The 21,358-nt window shown below is 52.5% G+C and carries 21 protein-coding genes; 15 read left to right on the forward strand and 6 right to left on the reverse strand.

Features of this window, described 5'->3' with window-relative positions:
• Nucleotides 1-161 precede the first annotated feature (161 nt).
• From JWZ98_RS04785 to JWZ98_RS04805, 5 genes are all read left to right on the forward strand, one after another.
• Nucleotides 162-1,175: a tryptophan--tRNA ligase gene (locus JWZ98_RS04785; protein WP_033157089.1), complete on the forward strand. Its 1,014-nt coding sequence runs from the start codon at nt 162-164 to the stop codon at nt 1,173-1,175.
• A 112-nt stretch (nt 1,176-1,287) separates the two neighbouring features.
• Nucleotides 1,288-2,046, forward strand: coding sequence for a YdcF family protein (locus JWZ98_RS04790; protein WP_205453470.1), 759 nt, complete (start codon nt 1,288-1,290; stop codon nt 2,044-2,046).
• A gap of 91 nt (nt 2,047-2,137) precedes the next feature.
• On the forward strand, nt 2,138-3,955 hold the full coding sequence (locus tag JWZ98_RS04795) for an ABC transporter ATP-binding protein (protein WP_205453471.1): 1,818 nt from the start codon (nt 2,138-2,140) through the stop codon (nt 3,953-3,955).
• Between the two features lie 75 nt (nt 3,956-4,030).
• The gene (locus JWZ98_RS04800) at nt 4,031-4,705 is read left to right on the forward strand and encodes a hypothetical protein (protein ID WP_205453472.1); all 675 of its coding nucleotides are present in this window, start codon (nt 4,031-4,033) and stop codon (nt 4,703-4,705) included.
• Nucleotides 4,706-5,127: 422 nt separating this feature from the next.
• Entirely contained in the window at nt 5,128-5,637 is a 510-nt protein-coding gene (locus tag JWZ98_RS04805) for a GNAT family N-acetyltransferase (protein WP_205453473.1), read from the forward strand.
• A gap of 306 nt (nt 5,638-5,943) precedes the next feature.
• Here the strand turns inward: JWZ98_RS04805 and JWZ98_RS04810 are convergent, their stop codons facing one another.
• On the reverse strand, nt 5,944-6,432 hold the full coding sequence (locus tag JWZ98_RS04810) for a peroxiredoxin (protein ID WP_205453474.1): 489 nt from the start codon (nt 6,430-6,432) through the stop codon (nt 5,944-5,946).
• 329 nt (nt 6,433-6,761) lie between these two features.
• On the opposite strand from JWZ98_RS04810, the gene JWZ98_RS04815 reads away from it, so the two are divergent.
• From JWZ98_RS04815 to JWZ98_RS04840, 6 genes are all read left to right on the forward strand, one after another.
• Entirely contained in the window at nt 6,762-7,436 is a 675-nt protein-coding gene (locus tag JWZ98_RS04815) for a response regulator transcription factor (protein WP_205453475.1), read from the forward strand.
• On the forward strand, nt 7,429-8,826 hold the full coding sequence (locus tag JWZ98_RS04820; RefSeq protein WP_205453476.1) for a sensor histidine kinase: 1,398 nt from the start codon (nt 7,429-7,431) through the stop codon (nt 8,824-8,826). The genes JWZ98_RS04815 and JWZ98_RS04820 overlap by 8 nt, the downstream gene beginning before the upstream one ends.
• 99 nt (nt 8,827-8,925) lie before the next feature.
• Complete coding sequence (gene can / locus JWZ98_RS04825) at nt 8,926-9,552, forward strand: carbonate dehydratase (RefSeq protein WP_205453477.1); 627 nt, start codon at nt 8,926-8,928, stop codon at nt 9,550-9,552.
• A gap of 168 nt (nt 9,553-9,720) precedes the next feature.
• Nucleotides 9,721-10,032, forward strand: a complete 312-nt coding sequence (locus JWZ98_RS04830; RefSeq protein ID WP_205453478.1) for a hypothetical protein — start codon at nt 9,721-9,723, stop codon at nt 10,030-10,032.
• Between the two features lie 116 nt (nt 10,033-10,148).
• A complete protein-coding gene (locus tag JWZ98_RS04835) occupies nt 10,149-10,505 on the forward strand; it encodes a hypothetical protein (protein WP_051670067.1) in 357 nt (118 codons plus the stop codon).
• A gap of 44 nt (nt 10,506-10,549) precedes the next feature.
• Nucleotides 10,550-10,975, forward strand: a complete 426-nt coding sequence (locus JWZ98_RS04840; RefSeq protein ID WP_205453479.1) for a hypothetical protein — start codon at nt 10,550-10,552, stop codon at nt 10,973-10,975.
• A gap of 78 nt (nt 10,976-11,053) precedes the next feature.
• Here the strand turns inward: JWZ98_RS04840 and rpiA are convergent, their stop codons facing one another.
• The 3 genes from rpiA to JWZ98_RS04855 all read right to left on the reverse strand — a co-directional run bounded on the left by rpiA (nt 11,054) and on the right by JWZ98_RS04855 (nt 15,089).
• Nucleotides 11,054-11,731: a ribose-5-phosphate isomerase RpiA gene (gene rpiA, locus JWZ98_RS04845; RefSeq protein WP_205453480.1), complete on the reverse strand. Its 678-nt coding sequence runs from the start codon at nt 11,729-11,731 to the stop codon at nt 11,054-11,056.
• Nucleotides 11,732-11,823: 92 nt separating this feature from the next.
• Nucleotides 11,824-12,852, reverse strand: coding sequence for a UDP-3-O-(3-hydroxymyristoyl)glucosamine N-acyltransferase (lpxD, locus tag JWZ98_RS04850; protein WP_205453481.1), 1,029 nt, complete (start codon nt 12,850-12,852; stop codon nt 11,824-11,826).
• Between the two features lie 8 nt (nt 12,853-12,860).
• Nucleotides 12,861-15,089 (reverse strand): fused MFS/spermidine synthase, encoded by a 2,229-nt coding sequence (locus tag JWZ98_RS04855; RefSeq protein WP_205453482.1) that lies wholly within the window; start codon nt 15,087-15,089, stop codon nt 12,861-12,863.
• 234 nt (nt 15,090-15,323) lie between these two features.
• Here JWZ98_RS04855 and JWZ98_RS04860 point away from each other — a divergent pair, with 234 nt between their 5' ends.
• From JWZ98_RS04860 to JWZ98_RS04870, 3 genes are all read left to right on the forward strand, one after another.
• On the forward strand, nt 15,324-15,668 hold the full coding sequence (locus tag JWZ98_RS04860; RefSeq protein ID WP_205453483.1) for a hypothetical protein: 345 nt from the start codon (nt 15,324-15,326) through the stop codon (nt 15,666-15,668).
• Nucleotides 15,669-15,920: 252 nt separating this feature from the next.
• On the forward strand, nt 15,921-16,229 hold the full coding sequence (locus tag JWZ98_RS04865) for a hypothetical protein (protein ID WP_205453484.1): 309 nt from the start codon (nt 15,921-15,923) through the stop codon (nt 16,227-16,229).
• A gap of 124 nt (nt 16,230-16,353) precedes the next feature.
• The gene (locus JWZ98_RS04870; RefSeq protein ID WP_205453485.1) at nt 16,354-17,607 is read left to right on the forward strand and encodes a glutamate-5-semialdehyde dehydrogenase; all 1,254 of its coding nucleotides are present in this window, start codon (nt 16,354-16,356) and stop codon (nt 17,605-17,607) included.
• A gap of 48 nt (nt 17,608-17,655) precedes the next feature.
• Here JWZ98_RS04870 and JWZ98_RS04875 read toward each other — a convergent pair whose 3' ends face one another.
• Entirely contained in the window at nt 17,656-18,486 is an 831-nt protein-coding gene (locus JWZ98_RS04875) for a hypothetical protein (protein ID WP_240348212.1), read from the reverse strand.
• 429 nt (nt 18,487-18,915) lie between these two features.
• Nucleotides 18,916-20,013, reverse strand: a complete 1,098-nt coding sequence (locus JWZ98_RS04880) for an IS5 family transposase (protein ID WP_205453486.1) — start codon at nt 20,011-20,013, stop codon at nt 18,916-18,918.
• 164 nt (nt 20,014-20,177) lie between these two features.
• On the opposite strand from JWZ98_RS04880, the gene JWZ98_RS04885 reads away from it, so the two are divergent.
• Nucleotides 20,178-21,353 (forward strand): integrase, encoded by a 1,176-nt coding sequence (locus JWZ98_RS04885; RefSeq protein WP_205450356.1) that lies wholly within the window; start codon nt 20,178-20,180, stop codon nt 21,351-21,353.
• Nucleotides 21,354-21,358 lie beyond the last annotated feature (5 nt).

The raw sequence follows: 21,358 nt of genomic DNA on the forward strand, positions 1-21,358 counted from the left end.
ATAGTGGCCCATATCGCCGGAATCAGCGGATTTTTTGGGCGAGCTGTGATGCAGTTGGCATCCAGGCAATTGCCAGGTTCGGCGGTTTTATTGCCTGACTATCCCTGGCTATTTGTGTAAAATTCCGCCACTTTTTCATTACAGACAGCGCAGGCAGCAGCATGAGTAAATCCATTGTCCTTACCGGTATCACCACCACCGGCACGCCGCATCTTGGCAATTACGCCGGGGCGATCCGGCCGGCGATCAATGCCAGCAAAGACGAGCAGGTCAGACCGTTTTATTTTCTGGCCGACTACCATGCCCTGATCAAATGCAACGAGCCTGCCAGGGTCAAGCAATCCAGCCTGGAAATCGCCGCGACCTGGCTGGCGCTGGGATTGGATACCTCCAACGCGGTGTTTTACCGCCAGTCCGATGTGCCGGAAATTCTGGAGCTGACCTGGATGCTGACCTGCGTGACCGCCAAGGGTTTGATGAACCGCGCGCACGCCTATAAAGCCGCTGTCGCTGAAAACGAAGAAACCGAAGGCAACGATCCGGACAAAGGCATCACGATGGGCTTGTTCAGTTACCCCATCCTGATGGCCGCCGATATTTTGATGTTCAACGCCAACAAAGTGCCGGTGGGCAAGGATCAAATCCAGCACATCGAAATGGCCCGCGACATCGCCAGCCGCTTTAACCATATTTATGGTGAACATTTCGTGTTGCCGGAAGCGGTGCTGGACGACAACGCCGCGACCTTGCTGGGCCTGGATGGCCGGAAGATGAGCAAAAGCTACAACAACACTATCCCGTTGTTCGAACCGGAAAAGAAACTGCGCAAGTTGATCAACAAGATCAAAACCAACTCGCTGGAACCCGGCGAACCCAAGGATACGGAAGGTTGCACCTTGTTTGGTATCTATCAGGCCTTTGCCAATCACCACGAAGTCGAAGCGATCCGCCAACGCTACGCCGAAGGCATAGGCTGGGGCGAGATGAAGCAGGTGTTGTTCGAGAAAATCAACGATGAAATCGCCCCGGCTCGCGAGCGTTACGAAGCCTTAATGGAAGCGCCGGAACATATCGAGCAACAATTGCAGGAAGGCGCCGAGAAAGCCCGTGCCATCACCCGGCCGTTTATCAATACCTTGCGGGAAGCGGTAGGGATTTCCAGATTGGCGATATAACCGCGCTAAGCCTGTAGAGACGCAAAAATCTTGCGTCTCTAACTCACTCCCAATGTGGTCTGTCTATAGCCATATTGACTGATACTTGCTTGCTCAAGGATGATCGTACCCCATGTCCATCATCGCTATCTACGTTATCAAGCTGCTGTTGTTGCCGCCAACCTCTTTGGCGATGCTGGCGCTGGTCGGCTTACTTTTGCGCAAGCGTAAATGGGGGAAGAACATGGCGATAGTTTGTCTGGCACTGTTGTGGTTATTGAGTTTGCCGATTGTGGTTAAGCACTGGGCCATGCTCTGGGAGCGGGTTCTGCCTCTTTCTACCGAAGCCGTGCAGCAATTTAAACCGCAGGCCTTGGTGGTGATAGGTGGCGGCATCGAAACGTCAGCGCCGGAGTATCCTGGGCAGGTCACTTTACATGTCAGAACCTTGCTGCGTGTGCGCTATGCTGCCAAGTTGGCCGGGGAGCTGGGTTTGCCGATTCTGACATCTGGGGGCGGTATGTTAGAGCCGGATGACATTCCAGAAGCGGATTTGATGGCGCAAACCTTGGATAGCGAGTTTAAAATTCCCGTGGCCTGGCGGGAGCCACGTAGCAGCAATACCGCCGAAAATGCCCGTTTCAGCCGCGAGCTGTTAAAAGAGTTTGGCATCAATAAGATTGTTCTGGTCACCCAGGCCTACCATATGCCGCGCGCTGCTTTGGAGTTTCGCAAAGCCGGTTTTGAAGTATTGCCGGCGCCAACGGCTTTTATCGGTCATGCAGGCAAATCCCGCTGGCTGGATTGGTTGCCGTCTCCAACAGCCTGGTCCAACAGCTTCCTGCTGGCCCACGAAATGGTCGGCATGTGGTGGTATCGAATGCGTTACTGATATAACGCTGCTCTACCTGGCCCGCTCATCAACGGCGCGGCTGCCGGGCAATTGGCTATAATGGCCGGCCGCTTTCTTACTTGACGCCATCATGTCCAAATCGCCCACCAAGGAAGGTCTCCGCCGCGCCGCGGACGCACCGCCATTACCCGCCAACCCCTGGTGTTTTATCCTGTTTTGCTTAAAGCCGTTCCGCTGGCTGTTGCTGTTGATGCTGATACTGGAAACCGGGCAGGCTGCAGGCAGCATCTTGGTGCCGTATGCGATTAAAGCCTTGATGGACGCGGTCGCCAATCAGCCCGTGCCAGTGGGCGATTGGCTGGAGACTTTCAAACAACCCTTGTTGTTGCTCGCCGGCCTGAATCTGGCGGAGATTATTTTCAGCCGTAGCAGCGGCGCGGTACTGATCATCATGGGTCCGCGCTTGCGGCAGGGCACCGCACGTTCTTTATTTGCCTATCTGCAAAACCACGCGCCGCGCTACTTTGGCAATCATTTCGCCGGCGCGCTGGCGCATCGCATCAGCGAAACGGCGATGAGTGTCAATCACACCACCTGGTCCATCATCTGCGATTTCTGGCCGATCGCGGTGACGTTTACGGTGTCAGTCACGCTATTGCTGGGCGTGCATCAAGGCCTGGGTTTATTCGTGGCCGCCTGGGTGCTGCTGTATGTATTGATCTCGTATTGGCTGGCGACCCGCTGCCAACCCTACGCGCAGGATTTTGCCGCCACCCGTAGCATGGTCAACGGCAAGATCGTTGATGCGGTAACGAATATTCTCAACGCCAAATTGTTCGCCCGCTTGCAGCATGAACGTGAATATCTGGACGGTTTTCTGGCGACTGAATTAAAAAGTGCTCGCCGTACCTTCTGGTACATGGAACGGGTGCGCTGGTTTCAATTTACCGCTGCCGCCATCTTAAAAATCGGCACCATCGGTTATGCCTTGCAACTGTGGCAAGCCGGCGAAATCAGCGTCGGCGCCTTTGCGATGAGTACCGGCTTGGCGATTTTGGTGATCGGCGACGCTCGCAATTTGAGTCGGCGCTTTCTGGAGTTTTTCGAATACGTCGGTAACGTTGCTAACGGCGTGGACACCATCATCCAAAGCCACGAAATCATCGACGTGCCGGACGCCAAACCCTTGCAAATCAACCAAGGCCGCATCGAATTTAAAGACGTTTGTTTTAGCTACGAACCGGGGCGACAAGTATTCGACCGTCTGAATGTGGTGATCGAGCCGGGGCAGCGGGTGGGTTTGGTCGGATTCTCCGGCTCCGGCAAATCCACGTTTGTGAATTTGATCTTGCGCAACTTCGAGCCGCAAGCCGGGCAAATCCTGGTCGATGGGCAGGATATTTTGTTGGCGACTCAGGATTCCCTGCATGCGCAAATCAGTCTGATTCCACAAGACCCCAGCCTGTTTCACCGCAGCCTGAAAGAAAACATCGGCTACGGCAAACTGGACGCCGACGACGCGCAAATCAGCTTCGCCGCCAAGCTGGCACATGCCGAAGAGTTTATCGCAGCCATGCCGGAAGGCTATGAATCCCTGGTCGGTGAACGCGGCGTGAAACTGTCCGGCGGCCAACGCCAGCGCATCGCCATCGCCCGGGTGATGCTAAAAGACGCGCCCATCCTGATCCTGGACGAAGCCACCTCCAGCCTGGATTCGGTCACCGAAAAAACCATCCAGGAAAACCTGGACCGCGTCATGGGCCGCAAAACCGTCATCGCCATCGCCCACCGCCTCTCCACCATCGCTCATCTGGACCGGGTGCTGGTGTTCGATCAAGGCCGTATAGTCGAGGACGGCAGCCATCAGGAGTTGCTGGACAAGCAGGGCTTTTATTATCGGCTGTGGACGATGCAGGCTGGTGGTTTTTTGCCGGATGAGGTGGTTTAGTTGACCTAATCCGAAATCTCTAAAGTGGGTTGGAAAATGCTATTCTGCTCACGCCAACAGACTATCTAAATGGTTATGACCAATAAGTTTACTGTAACCGAGATTATTGATCCGACTTCCGGAAATATTGAACGTGTTTATAAGTACAAAAAAAAGCCATGTCGTCGTCTTCTTCTAGACTCCAAACTTTGTAGGCAACTTGCTGGCTACACACTCATAGAAAAAGATCTACGTAACGTGCTTACGTGGCTCCATGAGATTGAGACTCGCCATGATGAGAGGCCAACTCGAAAAGATCAAAACGTTCATAAACCAACTAATCGCGAAAATTATGATTTGATCAAGGGGTTGTTCGTTGCTGCTCTTACGTTTTATGGAAAGTGCTTTTCAAAATGCGAAGGTCGACCAGTAAAGCTTGAACGTGCACAGCTTGACGTTAAATTTCATGGGCTACACGATAATTGCATCTCCTATCGCCATAATTTCGCTGCTCATAGTGGTGCGGAGCGAGTTGAGCACGTGGAAATAGCCCTTGTATTTCCAGTAAAGTTCAAGAATAACGTGCCATTTGATTTATACCGGGAACTAAATCAACCGTATTTGTTATGGCATACTTCTGATGAAATTGCGCTTGCCGATCTAGTTGAGCATGTACGATCAATCGCCGTGTCGAAAATTGATTTTTTGAGCGAAAAAATCAAGAGGGAGGAAATACTACCTAATGCTAAAAAGTACTGGGAACCAAAATGAGCCCGAGTGGGTGTGATTAGCTCGAAGCCTCGATGCAATCGAGGTTTCGAAGGCCAATATCCTTCAACTGCCGATATGGGTTTTGACTGGCTCCCAAGCTCTGGCTTGGGAGCTTTGGTCTTGGAAGCTATTGCTTCCAGTAGAGTCGGGAAGCGGAGCTTCCGAGATAGAGTTCCCAAGCCGGAGCTCGGGAACCAGGCAAAAAACCGCTACGCGGTTTTCGTCGGGTGAGCCCGGAGTTAGCAAGTAGCCTCGATGCAATCGAGGTTTCGAAGGCAAATATCCTGCAATTGTCAATATATGTTTGGTGGTCGGTAAGCCTACGCCCTCGATTCCGCTGACGCTGCATCGAGGCTACAATGTCTCATCGTTACGAAAAGCTAATCTGACAAACAACAAAAACCTTATCCGTGATTCCGCCCATGTCGATACGTCTTGCTATTCCGGCCGATGCAAAAGCCATTGGTCAAATTCGCGTGGCGGCTTGGCGCTCTGCTTACCAGCCGTTCATGCCATCGGAGTTCTTGGCGTCATTAGATCCTTCCGCAAACCTGGACGCACTAACAGAACGGTTAACTAATCCAACCAGAGAGTTCATGGTGTTTGTTGCGGAGGACGAAGGCAATACGGTTGGCTTTTCAATTATCGGCGCACCTCGTTATCCGACACAGGAACTGACTGTTGAACTTTGGGCGCTCAATGTGTCGCCTGCCCATTGGCGCCAAGGATTAGGGAGAAAACTCATTGATCGTTCAGTGGCGGAATCATTCAATTTAGGTTTTGCCGGCATCGAGCTGTGGTGCATCAAAGGCAATTCCCCAGCCGAAGCTGCGTATGCGGGTTGTGGTTTTACACTCACCGATAAAGAGCGCACCTCGTCGGCATTGACGGGACATCCATTGCACGAAGTTCTTTACTCAAAGATACTCTAAGATCACTTCGAAATGGATGTGACAGTAAAGTAACCGTCCAGGCTGCTATCTAAAACAAGTAGCCTCAATGAAATCCAGGTTTCGAAGGTTATTTCCTCCCAATTGCGAACAAGAGTTTGGCGGTCGGTAAGCCGACGCCCTCTTTCAGGGCTGTGGATGTGTTGAACAGCGTGCAGCGCATCGTTCGTGATTGCTCAGGGTTGGAAATTCGGTATGAGCTAAGCGATATTTCTGGTCGTCTTGGCTGGTAGGATTCATTCCGGTAGGTCGGGATAGGCATAAGCCGCAACCCGACCTAGTCATCTTTTATGCCTCAGCCGGCGCGTTCAGTCCTTTGATAATATCCAACACCGCCTGCGCATGTCCTTCATGGTTAACACCATACATGGCTTCGATCAGTTTGCCGTCTTTGCCGATGATGAAGGTCGAGCGGACGATTTTCCATTTTTTCACGCCGTCTTTTTCCACTTCCTGCCAAACGCCGTAAGCTTCGCAGAGGTCGCCGGAGGTGTCGGCCAGCAATTGTACGTTTAGGCCGTATTTGGCGATGAAGTCGCGGTGGCTTTGGCAATCGTCTTTGCTGACGCCGATGATCACGGTGTCCTGGGCGTCGAATTCGCTGGCCAGTGCGGTAAAGTCGTTGGCTTCAATGGTGCAACCGGGGGTGTCGTCTTTGGGATAGAAGTACAACACCACATTTTTGTCCTCTTGGTAATCGGACAGGTAAATGAGTTTGTTGTCTTGATTGGCGGATCTAAAAAAGGGCGCTTCCTGGTTTTTTTGTAATTGTGACATGCGATTCTCCTCTTGATTTCGGCCGAATAAGCTCCGGCACTTGGGCTGTCGGCGGCGTTTTGCGGCGCCAGGTTTTCACGACGCTGGGTCGTTGAAACTGAAAGGCTTTCTCAGAAAAGGCTGCTTGAACGGATTATGACCCAGGATCACGGCGGCATCTACCACAAAAGTGTTGGGATAAAGCTTAATCCTTGCAGTTAAGCCATTCGCGTTGAGCACTGCCTAACCGCGAGCTGCTTTTTCCGATATGGCGCTAAACTGCGTTGATTGTAGAATTTGATGCGAGCGCTCTGCCAATGTTCGTTAACCGATCAAGCTAGGAAAAAAACATGCGAATTTTATTAGTCGAAGATGACGCCGCATTGGGGGATGGCTTGTCGCGTACCCTGAGCGATTGGGGCTTCGACACCACCCTGGCCAAGACCGGGAGTTACGCCGGTAGCGCGCTGATGACGCAGCCTTACGATCTGGTGATTCTGGATTTGGGCCTGCCCGACATCGACGGCCGTGAGGTGTTACGGCAGTTGCGGGCTCGGAAGTCTGCCATTCCGGTGTTGATATTGACCGCCCGCGATGCGTTGAATGATAGGGTTAGCGGTCTGGAACTGGGCGCCGACGATTACATGACCAAACCCTTCGAACTGCGGGAGTTGGAAGCCAGGGTCAGGGCGTTGTTGCGCCGCAGTCACGGCGGTTTTAATCATGACATTCGTTTCGGGGCATTGACTTTGGATACCCGCAATCAGCAGATCAGCGCCAACGACATGCCGATGGCGCTGCCGCCGCGGGAATACGGCGTGTTGGAGGCCTTGATGTTGAACAGCGGCCGGGTGGTCAGCAAGGATAATATTGCGCAAAGGCTGGCGGCGCATGCCGAGGAATTGGCCGACAATGCCATCGAAGTTTATGTGCATAGGCTGCGCAAGCGTCTGGAACCCTTGGGGATCAACATTAGAACCCTGCGCGGGCTGGGTTATCTTTTGGAGAAAAGTCAGGATGAATAAACCGCAAAGTCTTAGGGCCCAGCTGCTTTCCAAGCTGACTTTGCCCCTGCTTTTCGTGGTATTGCTGGATGCCGCTGCTTCTTATTTCGTGGCAATGCACTATACCGATCTGGCGTACGACCGCTGGTTGCTGGATTCGGTGAAGTCGTTGACGCAAGAGGTGCATGCTCAACAAAACCATGTCACCTTCGACTTGCCGCCCATCGCGGTCGAAGTGTTTCGCTGGGACGACGTCGATAAAACCTTTTTTAAAGTAGAGTCGCAGGTCGAGGGCTTCATGGCCGGCGACGATGATTTGCCCAGTCCGGCGATTAACACGTTGACCAGTAACGAGCCGTTTTTTTCGAACGGCGAGATCGAAGGCCACGAGGTACGGATCGTGTCGGTGCTGACCACACCGACGCCCAGCTCCGAGCATGTACTGGTGTCCGTGGCGGAAACTCTGAACAAGCGCCGCAGCATGATGACCGAGATTTTGCTGGCCGTGATCTTGCCGCAATTTCTGTTGCTGTTCATCACCGGCTTTCATGTCTGGACCGGCGTCAACCGCGGACTCAGGCCGTTGAACGATCTGGCCGCGCACCTTGCGCAACGTTCGGCGCGAGATTTTAATCCTATCCTGGATGCCGACGTGCCCTTGGAAGTACGCTCGCTGACGCATACGATCAACGATTTGTTGCAACGGCTGGGCTCGACGTTGATCACCCAGCAGCGCTTCATCGAAAATGCCGCGCATCAACTGCGCACCCCGCTGGCCGGTCTGAAATTGCAGGCGGAACGCGCGCGGAGCGCCGACAACCCGGAAGCGATGAAAGCGGCGCTGGGACATATCAAGAATGCTGCTGATCGGGTTGCTCACCTCAGTACGCAATTGCTGGTTCTCGCCCGGTCGGAATCGGTGTCGCACAGTGCTCCGGAATTCAAACCGGTCGATCTGGTCAAGCTGGCACGGGAATCGTGCATGGATTGGGTGACCAGGGCTTTGGATCGGAATATTGAACTGGGATTCGACGCGCCGGATGTCGCCGTGATGGTCGCCGGCGACGAAGTTTTGCTGCGCGAATTGCTCAGCAATCTGTTGGACAATGCGATTTGCTACGGCAACAGCGGCGGGCATATCAATGTTGGCGTTTTGGCTTTGCCGCATGCGGCGCTGATTGTCGAGGACGACGGCCCCGGCATTTCGATTATCGAGCAGGAGAAAATTTTCGAACGCTTTTATCGAATCCAGGGCAGCCAAGGGGAGGGTTGCGGTTTGGGTCTGGCCATCGTCAAAGAAATTGCCGATTTGCATGCGGCACGGGTCACGGTAGTCAGTGGCGGCCAGGGTAGGCAGGGTACTCGCTTCGAGATTGTTTTTAATGCTGACGAAAGTGTATTCAATAGTTAGCAGATACTTTTGGGATAGCCAGCCGTTCTTTGAAAGGTTGATGAAAGGTTAAGCCTTTAATTTAGCCTCACCATCAACTCAATAAGGAATGTGCGTGCCATGCCCAACAAACTGCTTTTAGAAAACAAAGCTTGGTCTCAACAACTGGTAAACAGAAATCCGGACTATTTCCTCAATTTGGCCAAGGAGCAACGTCCCGAGTTTTTATGGATAGGTTGCGCCGACAGCCGGGTGCCGGCGGAGACCGTAGTCAACGCCCAGCCGGGAGAAATTTTTGTGCACCGCAACATCGCCAACCAAGTCGTTACCACCGACTTTAATTGTCTCAGCGTGTTGCAGTACGCGATTGAAGTGCTGAAAGTCAAACATGTGATTGTCTGCGGCCATTACGGTTGCGGCGGCGTTAAAGCGGCATTGCAAGCGCAAAATGTCGATTTGGCTATCACCAATAAATGGCTGATGCATATCAAGGATGTCTATCGTCTGCATATGGACGAGTTGGATCATATCAATCCGGAGAAGCAGCTCGACCGGATGGTCGAGTTAAACATTATCGAACAGGTGTATCGCCTGGCGCATACCTCCATCATCCAATCGGCCTGGAAACAGGGCCATAAACCAACCGTGCGCGGCTGGGTGTATGGGCTTGAGGATGGCTTGATTGAAGAGCTGATCAAGCTTGACCATAACACCCCGATCAACCCCATTTACCGTTACGCGGCTTGATTACGGCTGCTTTTTAAACAAAAAACCGGCGTTTGCAATGGCTAACCGATATTAAAAAGGTATTAGTGTTGCTATTAAGATAGCGATTCGCTATCTTAAGGACGTGTGAAGGGGCATTTTCAAAAATAAAAACTGGGTCAGGCCAGATAACAACAGGAGCCGCAATTCATGTTTATTCCATTAGCTTCGGGAAAAAGCGCTGCACGGATAAGTGCCGCGTATTTAATCAGCGTTAGTTTGCTGATGTCCGCTTGTGCAACTAGGGAAGATGCCGAGTATCCCCATGCTGTTGGTGTGAAGACTGTCTTATCCACTGTGGCGTCATCCACAACGGCCGCTGACAGCACATCTTCGACGCCGCAAGTTAACGCACTTGCCGCAACGCTTACTCCGCATTCCGACGATATGCTGCAATCCTTTGAGCAAGCGTCGATGAAGATGGATCAATTGCATCGGCAAAAGGGCGAATGGAGTTTCTAACTTTTTTACTCCCTCGTACCTTTGCCGAATCAGGGGGTTGGTGAAGAGTGATTGTAAAAACAGCACATTGCATTAGAAAACATTGTGATCACAAATAATAAGAAAGGAGACCATCAATGAAAACTAAACACTTAGCATCGCTACTGATTGCCGTTGGATTGCTGTCTGCTTGTGCGACAGAGTCTGGCCCCAAGCCGCAAAGTTGGGCAAAAGCGGTACAGACCGCTGATACCCGAGATGCACATATACGTCTTGCCGATCATTACGAAGATGTGGCTAAAACGCTGGATGCGGATGCCCAGGAAGAGCGAGAAATGCTGGATCAATATATAGCCAAACCCTGGAAGTATGGAAAACGCATTCAGGATTTGAAGGCGCGGGCTGACGCGATGGTCAGAGATTTGGAGATGGCCGCTAAAGAAAGCCGGCAAATGGCGGAATACCACAGGCAGATGGCCATGGAAGAGCGCTAACCGGCCCGGTTGCGTTTGTTATTCACAAATCCTGGAGAATTGAGATGATTAAAGAGCATCTTGACTTGGTTATCGTCGGGCTGATTGCACTATCCATCGCCATGTATGACATGGTGATTGATTTGTTTCTGAATGTGCTGCATCTGTGTTTCGAGCTACTGCATTTTCTGTACGAATGGTTCGAGCTAGGCATAGAGCACACGGTTGAACACCTATTTCATACCTCCCGGCACGGTAGCCAGATCGTCACGTTCTATATTCTGTTATTGATCGCCGGTTTGTTGTTGTACGGCTTATGGCGGCTTATGCCGCGCCTGTGCCGGAAGTGTGTCGAGTGTTTGCGGTTGACTTGGGAACGCCGAAAAACCGAATGCCATTATTACTGGCTGTCGCTGCCTTTGCTGAATAAAGTGAAGCTGATTTCCACGGCAACCGGGGTTTTTAGTTTGACGTTTTATTTTATGACGTGAACGTAAATCGCCGAATGGGTGAGAACCTGCCCATTCGGCGAGACGGATTTTGGGAGCTTGTGCTGGGATTCTTGGCGATTAAGCCCACTGCTCTTCGACTTGGCCGTCTTGACCGCAGAATACTGCTCGGGTCAGGCCGCTGAAAATGCCGTGTTCGACGATGCCCGGAATGGCATTCAGCTGCTCGTTCAGGGTTTTACCGTCCGGATTGGATGCGAAGGCTACATCCAGCACCAGACTGCCGTGCGAGGTAACCACCAATCCGTCTTGATTCGCCGTTTGTCGCAACGAACTGTGGCCGCCAATCGCTGCAACACTGCGCTGCACCAGCCGCCAGGCAAATGGGCTGACTTCTATCGGAATAGGGAATTTCTCGCCGATGCGATTGACCTTCTTGCTGGCATCAATCAACACCAGAAACTGGTCGGCAGCCTTGGCCAACAATTTTTCTCGCACCAGGTCGTAACCCCGGCCTTTCAGCAAAGTCAGGTCGGGGCTTACCTCGTCCGCGCCATCTACATATAAATCCAAGCCGTCTATGTGTTCCATGCCGAGCAAGGACAAGCCCAGTTGTTTGGCTTTGTTGGCGCTGACTACTGAACTGGAAACCACCTTGAACTGCAGGCCTTCCTCATTTTGCCGACGCGCCAGCGCTTCGATGAAAAAATTGGCGGTGGAACCGGTGCCCAGTCCCACTATCATGCCCGGTTTGACATGTTGTACCGCGTGTTCCGCGACCCGCTGTTTGTCGTTCATGATTCTGTCCTGTTGAGTGGTATAGAAATGTGCCAAGTTGTAGGGGCGAATTGATGCGCTTTGGGCGATTTAAAGCGCCCCTACAAACCTGCTTACTCTTCCAGTTTGAGCACCCGAGCTTCCAGCGCCTTAAATTTTTGCAGCATCTCCGGCAATTTGGCCAAAGCGGCCAATTCTTTCCAAGCCACTTTGCGATCCTTGGCCGGGCTGCCGAACACTTGCGCGCCGGGGTCGATGTCGCCGGAGATGCCGCTGCGGGCCATCACTACCGCCCGCGCACCGATTTTGACGTGGTCTGCTACACCGGTGCTGCCGGCTAGAATCGCGCCGTCTTCGATGGTGCAAGAGCCGGAGATGCCGGACTGGCCGCAGATAATCACATTACGGCCAACGATATTGTTGTGACCTAATTGCACCAAATTGTCGATCTTGCTACCCCAGCCGATTTTAGTGGCGCCCAGCGCGCCGCGGTCGATACAGGTATTGGCACCGATTTCGACGTTGTCGGCAATTTCCACATGACCGACATGCGGCACTTTCACATGCTGATTGTCTCGGAATTTATAGCCAAAGCCGTCGGCACCGATTACCGCGCCGGCGTGAATGATCACGTTATTGCCAATGATGCTGTGATCGTAGATCACCGCGTTGGGATGGATATGGCAGTGCTTGCCTATCATCACATGATTACCGATGCGGGCGCCGGCTTCGATAGTGCTGCTGTCGCCGATGCTGCTTTGTTGGCCCACGGTAGCGAATGGCCCGACATGTACGTCAAAACCTAGCGTGGAGGTGTCGGCCAACACCGCGTGCTCGGACACCTGGCGTTTAAAAACCGGTTCCGGATGCAGCAGTTTTACCGCATTTAAAAAGCTGATTTCCGGGTCTTTGCAGACCAACAAGGTCAGATTTTCCGGAATCTCGCCATCTAGCAATTGCTCGGCGATAAAGCAGGCCGATGCTTTGGAATCTTTTAAATATTTTTTATATTTGCCATCGCTGAGGACGGTGACTTGATGGGGGAGGGCAGACATGATGTCGGCCGCTGAATTAATGAAGGTTGTCGAGTCGCCGCCCTGGGCGGTGGCGTCGCAACGTTGGGCAAGGTCCGTAATGAGCATGTCCTATCCTATTTCCAAATGCCAATAATGTGAGTGAAGTCGTCGGTCCACGGTTGCAAACCAAACGTCAGCGGCAGTTTCTGCCAGTGCCCGAGCCGACTTTGCTGAAAGCGTTGCAGGCGTTCGGGCTGTTTTGCCATCACCACCCAGTCGGTGGCAACGACTAGAGGGACATCGGTTTCCGGTTTAAATTCCTGCAGTAAAGCCGCCAAGTGCAGTTGATTGACATGGTCGGCCAGGACTTTTTTCAAAGCCAGATGGCGATTGGTGATATGAAACGCCAGCAAGCCGGTGTCTTTAAGCTTACTAAAGTATAGCTGCAATGCCTCCCGCGTCAGCAAATGCGTGGGTACCGCGTCTGAACTGAAGGCGTCCATAATCAATAAATCGAAGCTGCCGTCCGCTTCTTTTAGCAACGATTGTCGGGCGTCGCCGACGATCATTTCCGCCTGCTTGTTACAGCGGCTGAGGTAGGTAAACCAGGCCGGGTTTTGCGCCACGTCGACTACTAACGGGTCAATTTCATAGAATTTCCACAGTTGGCCTTCCTTGGTGTAACACGCCAGCGCGCCGGCGCCTAAACCTACCGCGCCGATGTGCCAGTGTTGGTTTTCGCCGTCAAATTCCGCAAACAGCTGGCCGATGGGGCCGGGACGGCTGTAGTAGGTTAATGGCGTGGTGACGTTGGCGGCGGTCAGGCGCTGCGCGCCGTGTTTGGTGGTGCCGTGGTACAGCTCGCGGACAGTCTCCGGCCGTTGGTTTTCGTCGGGGATGACGGTATCTCGGACCGACATCACCCCGAAGAAGCTGCGTTCCTGATAAATAGTGTTAGAGGCCATGCTGTGCAAGCCCAGCGTGAACAACAAAATCACCCCGGTCAACGCGCCCAAACCGATAGGGCTATGCCGTAGCGAATAACTCAATCCGGCCAACAAAATCAGCGCGCCGCCGATCAAGTCCAGATAATCGAACAACTGTTGGGTAGTGAAATAAACCGTCAGGCCGGTGATTAAAACCAACACCGGGAAAATCGGCTGCAAAAACCAACGGCCATTGAAAAAACCGGGGCGCAACAGCAAGGCGGCGACGATCATGATCGGATATTCGTACACCGCATTAAAGATAAACGGTGCGACGAAGGTATTGAACAAACCGCCCAGCATCCCGGCAAACGACATCACCAGATAAAAGCGAGTCAGATATTGCGGATGCGGCCGGCTTTTGGCGAGTTCGCCGTGGCAAACCATCACCGCCAGGAAGAAGGCCAGCAAGTGCAGAATCAAGTCCAACCAATAGGGCAGGGTGGCGGGATTGATGAAGGAATAGGCGATAAATACCGTCAATACCGCCGGTTGTGCAGCCAGCATCCAAGGCCGGATGCGGTCGGCCCAGGTGCTGAACACCAGGATGAAGGTCAGCAAATACAAGGTCAGCGGCACTATCCACAACAACGGTACGGCGGCGATGTCGGTGCTGATGAACTGCGTCAAGCCCAGTAGCAAGCTGGAGGGTACGAAAGCCAGCGCCAGCCAGCGCAGTTGTTGCAGCGTCGACGGCGGTTCGATGCCGGCATCGCTTAATACTTCGTCGTCTTCTTTATCGGCTTGGCTGCGCCAGAAGCTGATCGCGCAGACTAAAATCAAAGCACACAAACCAATATAGCCGCCGCTCCAAATTAGTCTTTGGTTCGCCAAGCCCAGATTCGGTTCGATCAGAAAGGGATAGCTTAATAAAGCCAACAGGCTGCCGGCGTTGCTGGCCGCGTATAAATAGTAAGGATCGTCGCTGCTATGGTGGCCGCTATGTGAAAACCATTTTTGCAGCAGCGGCGCGGTGGTGGAGACCACGAAAAAGGGCAGGCCGATTGCCAGGAATAAGGTCCAGACCTGCCACAAAGTCGGGTCGCCGTTGGTGGGCGGTGCGGCATTCTCCGGCAGCGCCACCGGCAGCGCAATCGCGCTGAAAACCAGCAAAGCGGTATGAATCTGAATCTGCCTTTGACTGCCCAGCCGCGAACTCAGCCAATGCGCGTACAAATAACCCAGAAACAGCAGCGTTTGGTAAAACACCATGCAGGTATTCCACACCGCCGGCGTGCCGCCCAACAATGGTAGCAATAGCTTGCCGAACATCGGCTGCAACACAAACATCAGCGTGGCGCTGATAAACAGGGTGGCGGCGAATAAAATAACGGGAGAAATCAAAGATTTGGCGGTGGGTTGCGGAGTGTTATTCATTGTAATTATGCGAGTTCCGTACGTGTCCTGGCCCAATGATAAAGCATTTGGCTTTTAAAGTGGTTTTGGATGAGGGGGTGGGAGTGTTTGGGAGGTGAGACTGTTATCGACCTGATCCGGTCTTTTGCGACTCTTATTTGATCGACTGGTATATGCTGAAGCAGTTCGCCCTTAGGATCACACGAAACTATAAATCTATCGATTTGGGCGGATATACTAATCTCCTTCAGCCATTTGTCAGAGCAACATTCTATGAGGCAAGGATTAGACGATCACGAAGCTTGGCTTGATACTTTAGATAAAAAGCTATTTGTCTCGAACAGCGAGGTCAAAGTTGAATTTGATAACCCAATCTGTTTCCCGCTTGATGAATGTACAGACCTGAAAGACCTTAAGGGAATGGCTCGCACTCTAAGGTTTGTTCCCTCATGTAACGAAACACCTTTACCTCGCAAATATTTAATCGAACGATTTTTGAGACTCATGATCCGTGAAAATAGACTACCTACAACAGCAGAAAAGGCCATGCGAGAATTGAGAATAGATTGGAATATTTCGAATGAATATCAAGATTGGTAATTGCTGTAGTCAGTAGGATGCGGTAAACACGGTGTACCGCATCGATCGCGATTGGTGCGTTTCGTAACTCACCCTACTTACTGGGAAGCGGGCATTCAGTGCCATAGATGGTAAGCTTTTAGCTATCCATGCCATTTGGATTTCGACATTCCCCGCGTGCCCGTGGGTATGCCGAAATGATGATTTTGAGGATGAGCGACGCATTCAGCTGGAGCAGCTTGCGAATAAGGAATATCTTTAGGACAGAAATAAATGAAACCTCTTGAACCAAAAATTTATATTCTCAAAGTTTTTTTCAAGCAGTCCGATTGTCTGCAAGTTAAGCGTTTATGCAGTGATCTTGGGATTATGCCGGAGAATACAAATGAGATTGGTGAGGATGACTGGGGTCATCGTGGTTATCTTGAACTGTGGTTTCAAGAGATTACCGACAAAAACATCACTTTGCATATTCAGAAACAGCGGAATAAAACTGCAAAAAAGTATATGGAAAATCTGCAACAATTTTTTGATGACTTATATTCTCTGGAATATGTTGAAAATCTAGTTGATCTGGATTAGTTGTTAATGAATAGATGCGGTAATCAATATCCATCGCATGGTATTTAATGGCCTGGTTAATAATTCCTACGTCAGATGAAACCGGTCAATATCAGCGTTTGAAAAACAATTTTCCTGAAAAAACATGACTATCAACACCGTCCAAACCATTGCCCAACAAAGTCGCGCTGCATCTCGCCAACTAGCATCAGCCTCCGAATCGGCTCGTAATCTGGCGCTGGCGAAAATGGCCGAGGCGCTGGAGTCGGTCAGGCAGCAGGTGTTGGAGGTCAACGCCCAGGAAATCGTCAAAGCCCGCGACGAAGGGCAGTCGGACGCGATGGTGAAGCGGCTGACGATAGACGACAAAACCTTTGATTACATGTTGTCGCGCTTGAAAAAAGTGGCGCAGTTGCCGGACCCGTTAAACCGGATACTGACCGGCCATACCAATCCGGCCGGGCTGCGGGTGTACAAAAGATCAGTGCCGCTGGGTGTGATCGGCATCATTTACGAATCGCGCCCCAACGTCACCACCGATGCCGCTGGGGTGTGTATCAAAAGCGGCAATGCGGTGATTTTGCGCGGCGGTTCGGAAGCCTTGCAAACCAATACGATACTCACCGATGCGATGATTGCCGGCGCGGTCAGCGCCGGTCTGCCGGAACATGCGATACAGATCATCCGCACGCCCGGCCACGAAGCGGTGGGCGAGCTGTTGAAAATGGATGAATACATCGACGTGTTGATTCCGCGCGGCGGCAAAGGCTTGATCAAGCGCATCGCCGAAGGCACGCGGATTCCGGTTATCAAGCATTACGACGGCATTTGTCATTTGTATCTTGCTGCCGATGCCGACCCGGAACAAGCCGTTGCCTTGGCCGTGAATTCCAAATGCCAAAGCGTGCAAGTCTGTAACGCACTGGAAACCTTGCTGGTGGACAGCGCATGCGCCGCACAGTTGTTGCCGCTGCTGCATACCGCATTTGCCGAAAACCGCATTGAACTGCGCGGCTGCGAACAAACCCTAAAATTGTTACCGGGTGTAGTTCCAGCGACAGAGGAAGATTGGCATAGCGAATATCTGGCGCCCATTCTGTCGGTGAAGATCGTGGACGGCATTCAACAGGCCATAGACCATATCAACCACTACGGTTCCGGCCACACCGACGGTATCGTCACGCAAAGCCTGAGCTTGGCTCGGCAGTTTGAAGAGCAGGTGGATTCGGCGTCGGTGATGATCAACGCCTCGACCCGTTTGTCGGGCGGCGGCGATTACGGCTTGGGTTCGGTGGTGGGTATCAGCACCGATAAGCTGCACGTGCGCGGCCCGGTCGGGCCGGATGAGCTTACCACCTACAAGTGGGTGGCGTATGGGGAGGGACATTTGCGCGGCTAGGTAGCAACGCTAGAGACCTGTCCGTGATTTAACTACAGGAAATGCCGATTATTTTTCTATCCTTAAGCCAATACCCATGTGATCGGTAACAGCCGCTGTATATCTGCCGCCGCCGCTTACTGGTGTCGATTGCGAGAGGTAGACGACTTCCGCCAATTTTAGGCTAGTCGTGTTAAAAACGGCTACATCGTATTTTTTAGTGGCCGTGCTGTTAGTGCCTTCAAAACTGCGTTGATGCGAGTCGAAGGGATTTATACTGCCACCGGGGTGGGCGTCGCTAAATTTGATGCCCAACGCTCGGCTAAGCACTCTGGCGGTAAAATCGTTGGTCGGCTGATTCGTATCGCCCATTACCACGTCAACCGGCCCCAGTCCGGCTTGAATCACCACGCTGTTAATTTTTTGGTAATAGCTCATCAGGCTATTTTCATCTTTGGCGATGGAATTTGGCACGTGTACGAATACCACGATGATGTTGTAACACGCTATCGCCAGCCAACCGTCGCCTTCACCCAGAAATTTGTTGGCCGCACCGTTCGTTGAATGGACGCTAAAGCAATTACAAGCCTTGGCAGGCGAGGATGTATGAATCAATTGCCCGGCGTTGCTATGCAGGGATGTCCAGTCCGAATGGCTGCTGTCCAGTTCGCCGCACACCAGTAAATCGGCGCCGCCGAAAGCGCGTATCAGGTTTTGGTAAATTTGCCGGACCTTATTGGCAACCATACTCGAAAAACTGTCGTTGCTGTGTTGGCCTTTATCCATGTATCCGGACGACGCTGTCGAACGCAATTCGGCCGGACCTTGTACCGGAATGTCCGGCGAAATATCGGGCGCGGTCGGCAGAACCAGATTCCAGGGGGCCGAATTTTGCGCCATATGCTCATGTGTCATTCTCGTGAAGTACTGAGAATTGGAGGCGCTGATACCGTGCTCGGAACTGGAGTTAGAGTTAAGGGATTGGTACGCAATAATCGGCATGTTTAGGTCCTTAAATCCGCTGAGATTTTGTTTGGAAGCAAAGAGAATATCGCGCTGAGATAGATCAATGAGGATATTGTCCGCCGATGGTAGCAGTTTGTCAGGCGGCTCTCAACAGCCTGTTTGGCGGCTTGGATAAACGGTCTTTGCGCAAATGGATTAACAGGCTGGTGAAAAACCCGCCGATATTTCCCCTTACCCACGATGTTCGTGATTTTTTCGAGTTGAAATCGGTCATGACATCGAGTTTCAAGCGTTTTGCCCCGGTTTCAAGGGCTTTTTATTCGCCTGAAGCCGTCTGTGGACGGTTTTCAGGCGAACTTCGCCCTAGGTGGGTGCACTCCACGCCGGTTTCGGCGTGAACACCAATAGGTTGAGCATGCGCGTCAGGTTGTAGGCGGCAAAGCAAAACAAGGCCTGACCCGCGACTTTGGCTAAGCCGATGTGACGGGTTTTGCGCAGGCCGCCGACCGTTTTGACCCAGCCAAAGGCTTCTTCGACGATTTTGCGGCGCTTGAGACTTTGGGCGTAACCTTTGCCGCGAGCGGTCCGGCCATCGACGACACTGCCGGTCTTTTTGCGGGCCACATGGGCTTTGATGTCACGGGACTCGAGTCCGTTGACGAACGCCGCTTGGTCGTAGCCTTTGTCGGCACCGACGCTGCCGCCTTTGGGCACGCGGCGTTTGATCATGTTTTGCGCGGCTTCGATTTCGGCGGTGCCGGTGGCTTGAGTGGTTTCGACATCGACAATCAGGCCGTTGCGATTCTCGGACAAGGCATGGGTGATGTAACGCAGTTTGGCCTCGGTGTATTCGCCTTTCTTGTAAAGCCGGGCTTCGGGATCGGTCGTACTGTGGTGGGTGGCGTTGCTGCGCTTTTCGCCGCTGAAGTCGACCTCGGGATTGCGGCCGGCGGGTTTGTCCGGGCCGCTGCCGTCTTTTTTAACGAAGCTTTTATGCGAGGCCCAGGCTTCAATGAGGCTACCGTCGACGCTGAAGTGTTCGTCGGACACCAGATTTTGCCATTCGGCTATGGCCAGTACCCGCTCAAAAAATTCGCGACTCAGGGCTTCGGACAGCAGGCGTTCGCGGTTGGCACTGAACACTGTGCGTTCCCACACGGCGTCGTCGATGCCCAGACCGACAAACCAGCGAAACAACAGGTTGTAGTCCAGTTGTTCCATCAACTGACGCTCGCTACGGACCGTATACAGGACTTGTAACAGCAAGGCGCGCAGCAGTTTTTCAGGGGCAATCGAGGGACGGCCTGTGTGCGAGTAACGCTCGGCAAAGACGGCATCCATAGAGGCCAATACGCCATCAACCAGTAGCCGTAAACGACGCAACGGATGCTGTTTGGGAATACGGTCTTCCAGGCTAACATAGCTGAACCAGCTGTTTTGAATGGCATCGTGTCCGCGCATTGAAAGGCTCCAAATTTAGGTAGCCTATTTTAACAGTTGGCGGCTCATCTATGCCTTAGCTTACTTGGCTTCGAATTGCCTCAAATTAAAAGTAACCCAAGGGGTCATTAAAAACGGGTCGTTGCTTCACATTGTGTGTAACCGAAATCAAGCGGGTTACCACCATGGGAAAACACGAACGACGAGCCTATTTACAGGCTATCCAAAAACGTTATCGACAAAGTGATAGGGCCACGAAACAAACGATCCTGAACGAGTTTTGCGAAGTCTGCGGCTACGCCCGTAAGTACGCGATTCGTTTGCTGAATCGAAAAGCCAAGCCAACCGCTTCGCCTAGCAAACGGCCCGGCCCCAAGCGGAAATATCAAGCCGAGGTGTTGCTGGAGCCATTGAAGCGCATCTGGTTTGCTAGCGATCAACTGTGCGGCAAGCGCCTGAAAGCCGCGATACCGATCTGGCTGCCTCATTACGAAGATCAATACGGCCCCTTGGCGGATGGCGTGCGCGCCGACTTGCTCAAGGTGTCGGCGGCGACCTTGGATCGCTTGCTCAAACCCTTGCGCGTCCAGCACCCCAAAGGCTTGTCCGGCACCAAACCCGGGTCTCTGTTGAAAACCCAGATTCCCATCCGCACTCATCACTGGGACGAGACCCAGCCCGGTTTTGTCGAAGCCGATACTGTCGCTCACTGTGGCAATTCGCTGGCCGGCGATTTCGTCTGGAGCCTGACGATGACGGACATTGTCACCGGCTGGACCGAATGCCGGGCCACCTGGAATAAAGGCTCGCAAGGTATCCTGGAACAGATTCAGGCCATCGAGAACCTGTTGCCATTCCCTTTGAAAGGCTTCGATTGCGACAATGGTTCTGAATTTCTCAATCATCACCTGGTTCGCTATTTCACCGACCACCCGCAAAAGCCGGCGTTTACCCGCTCCAGGCCTTACAAGAAAAACGACAATGCCCACGTCGAGCAGAAAAACTGGACTCACGCCAGGCAATTATTCGGCTACGACCGGCTGGATAATGCCGCGCTGGTGCCGTTGATGAACGCGGTCTACAGCACGCTTTGGTGCCCTTTGCAGAATCATTTCTGTCCCAGTCTGAAACTGCGGAAAAAACACCGAGACGGCGCCAAAGTCGTGAAAAAATACCATGCCCCGCAAACCCCTTACCAACGGGTGATCAATCATCCTGACATTCCGGAAACCACCAAACAGACTCTCCAGGAACATCATGCCAAACTCAATCCATTTGCTCTTAAGGCCGCCATTGAGCAACAATTGAAACTCATTTTTTCACAAGTCCAGGTTACCTCTAATGTGAGGCAACGACTCTGATACTT

It is taken from the genome of Methylomonas sp. EFPC1, from assembly GCF_016925515.1.
Taxonomy (GTDB): Bacteria; Pseudomonadota; Gammaproteobacteria; order Methylococcales; family Methylomonadaceae; genus Methylomonas; species Methylomonas defluvii.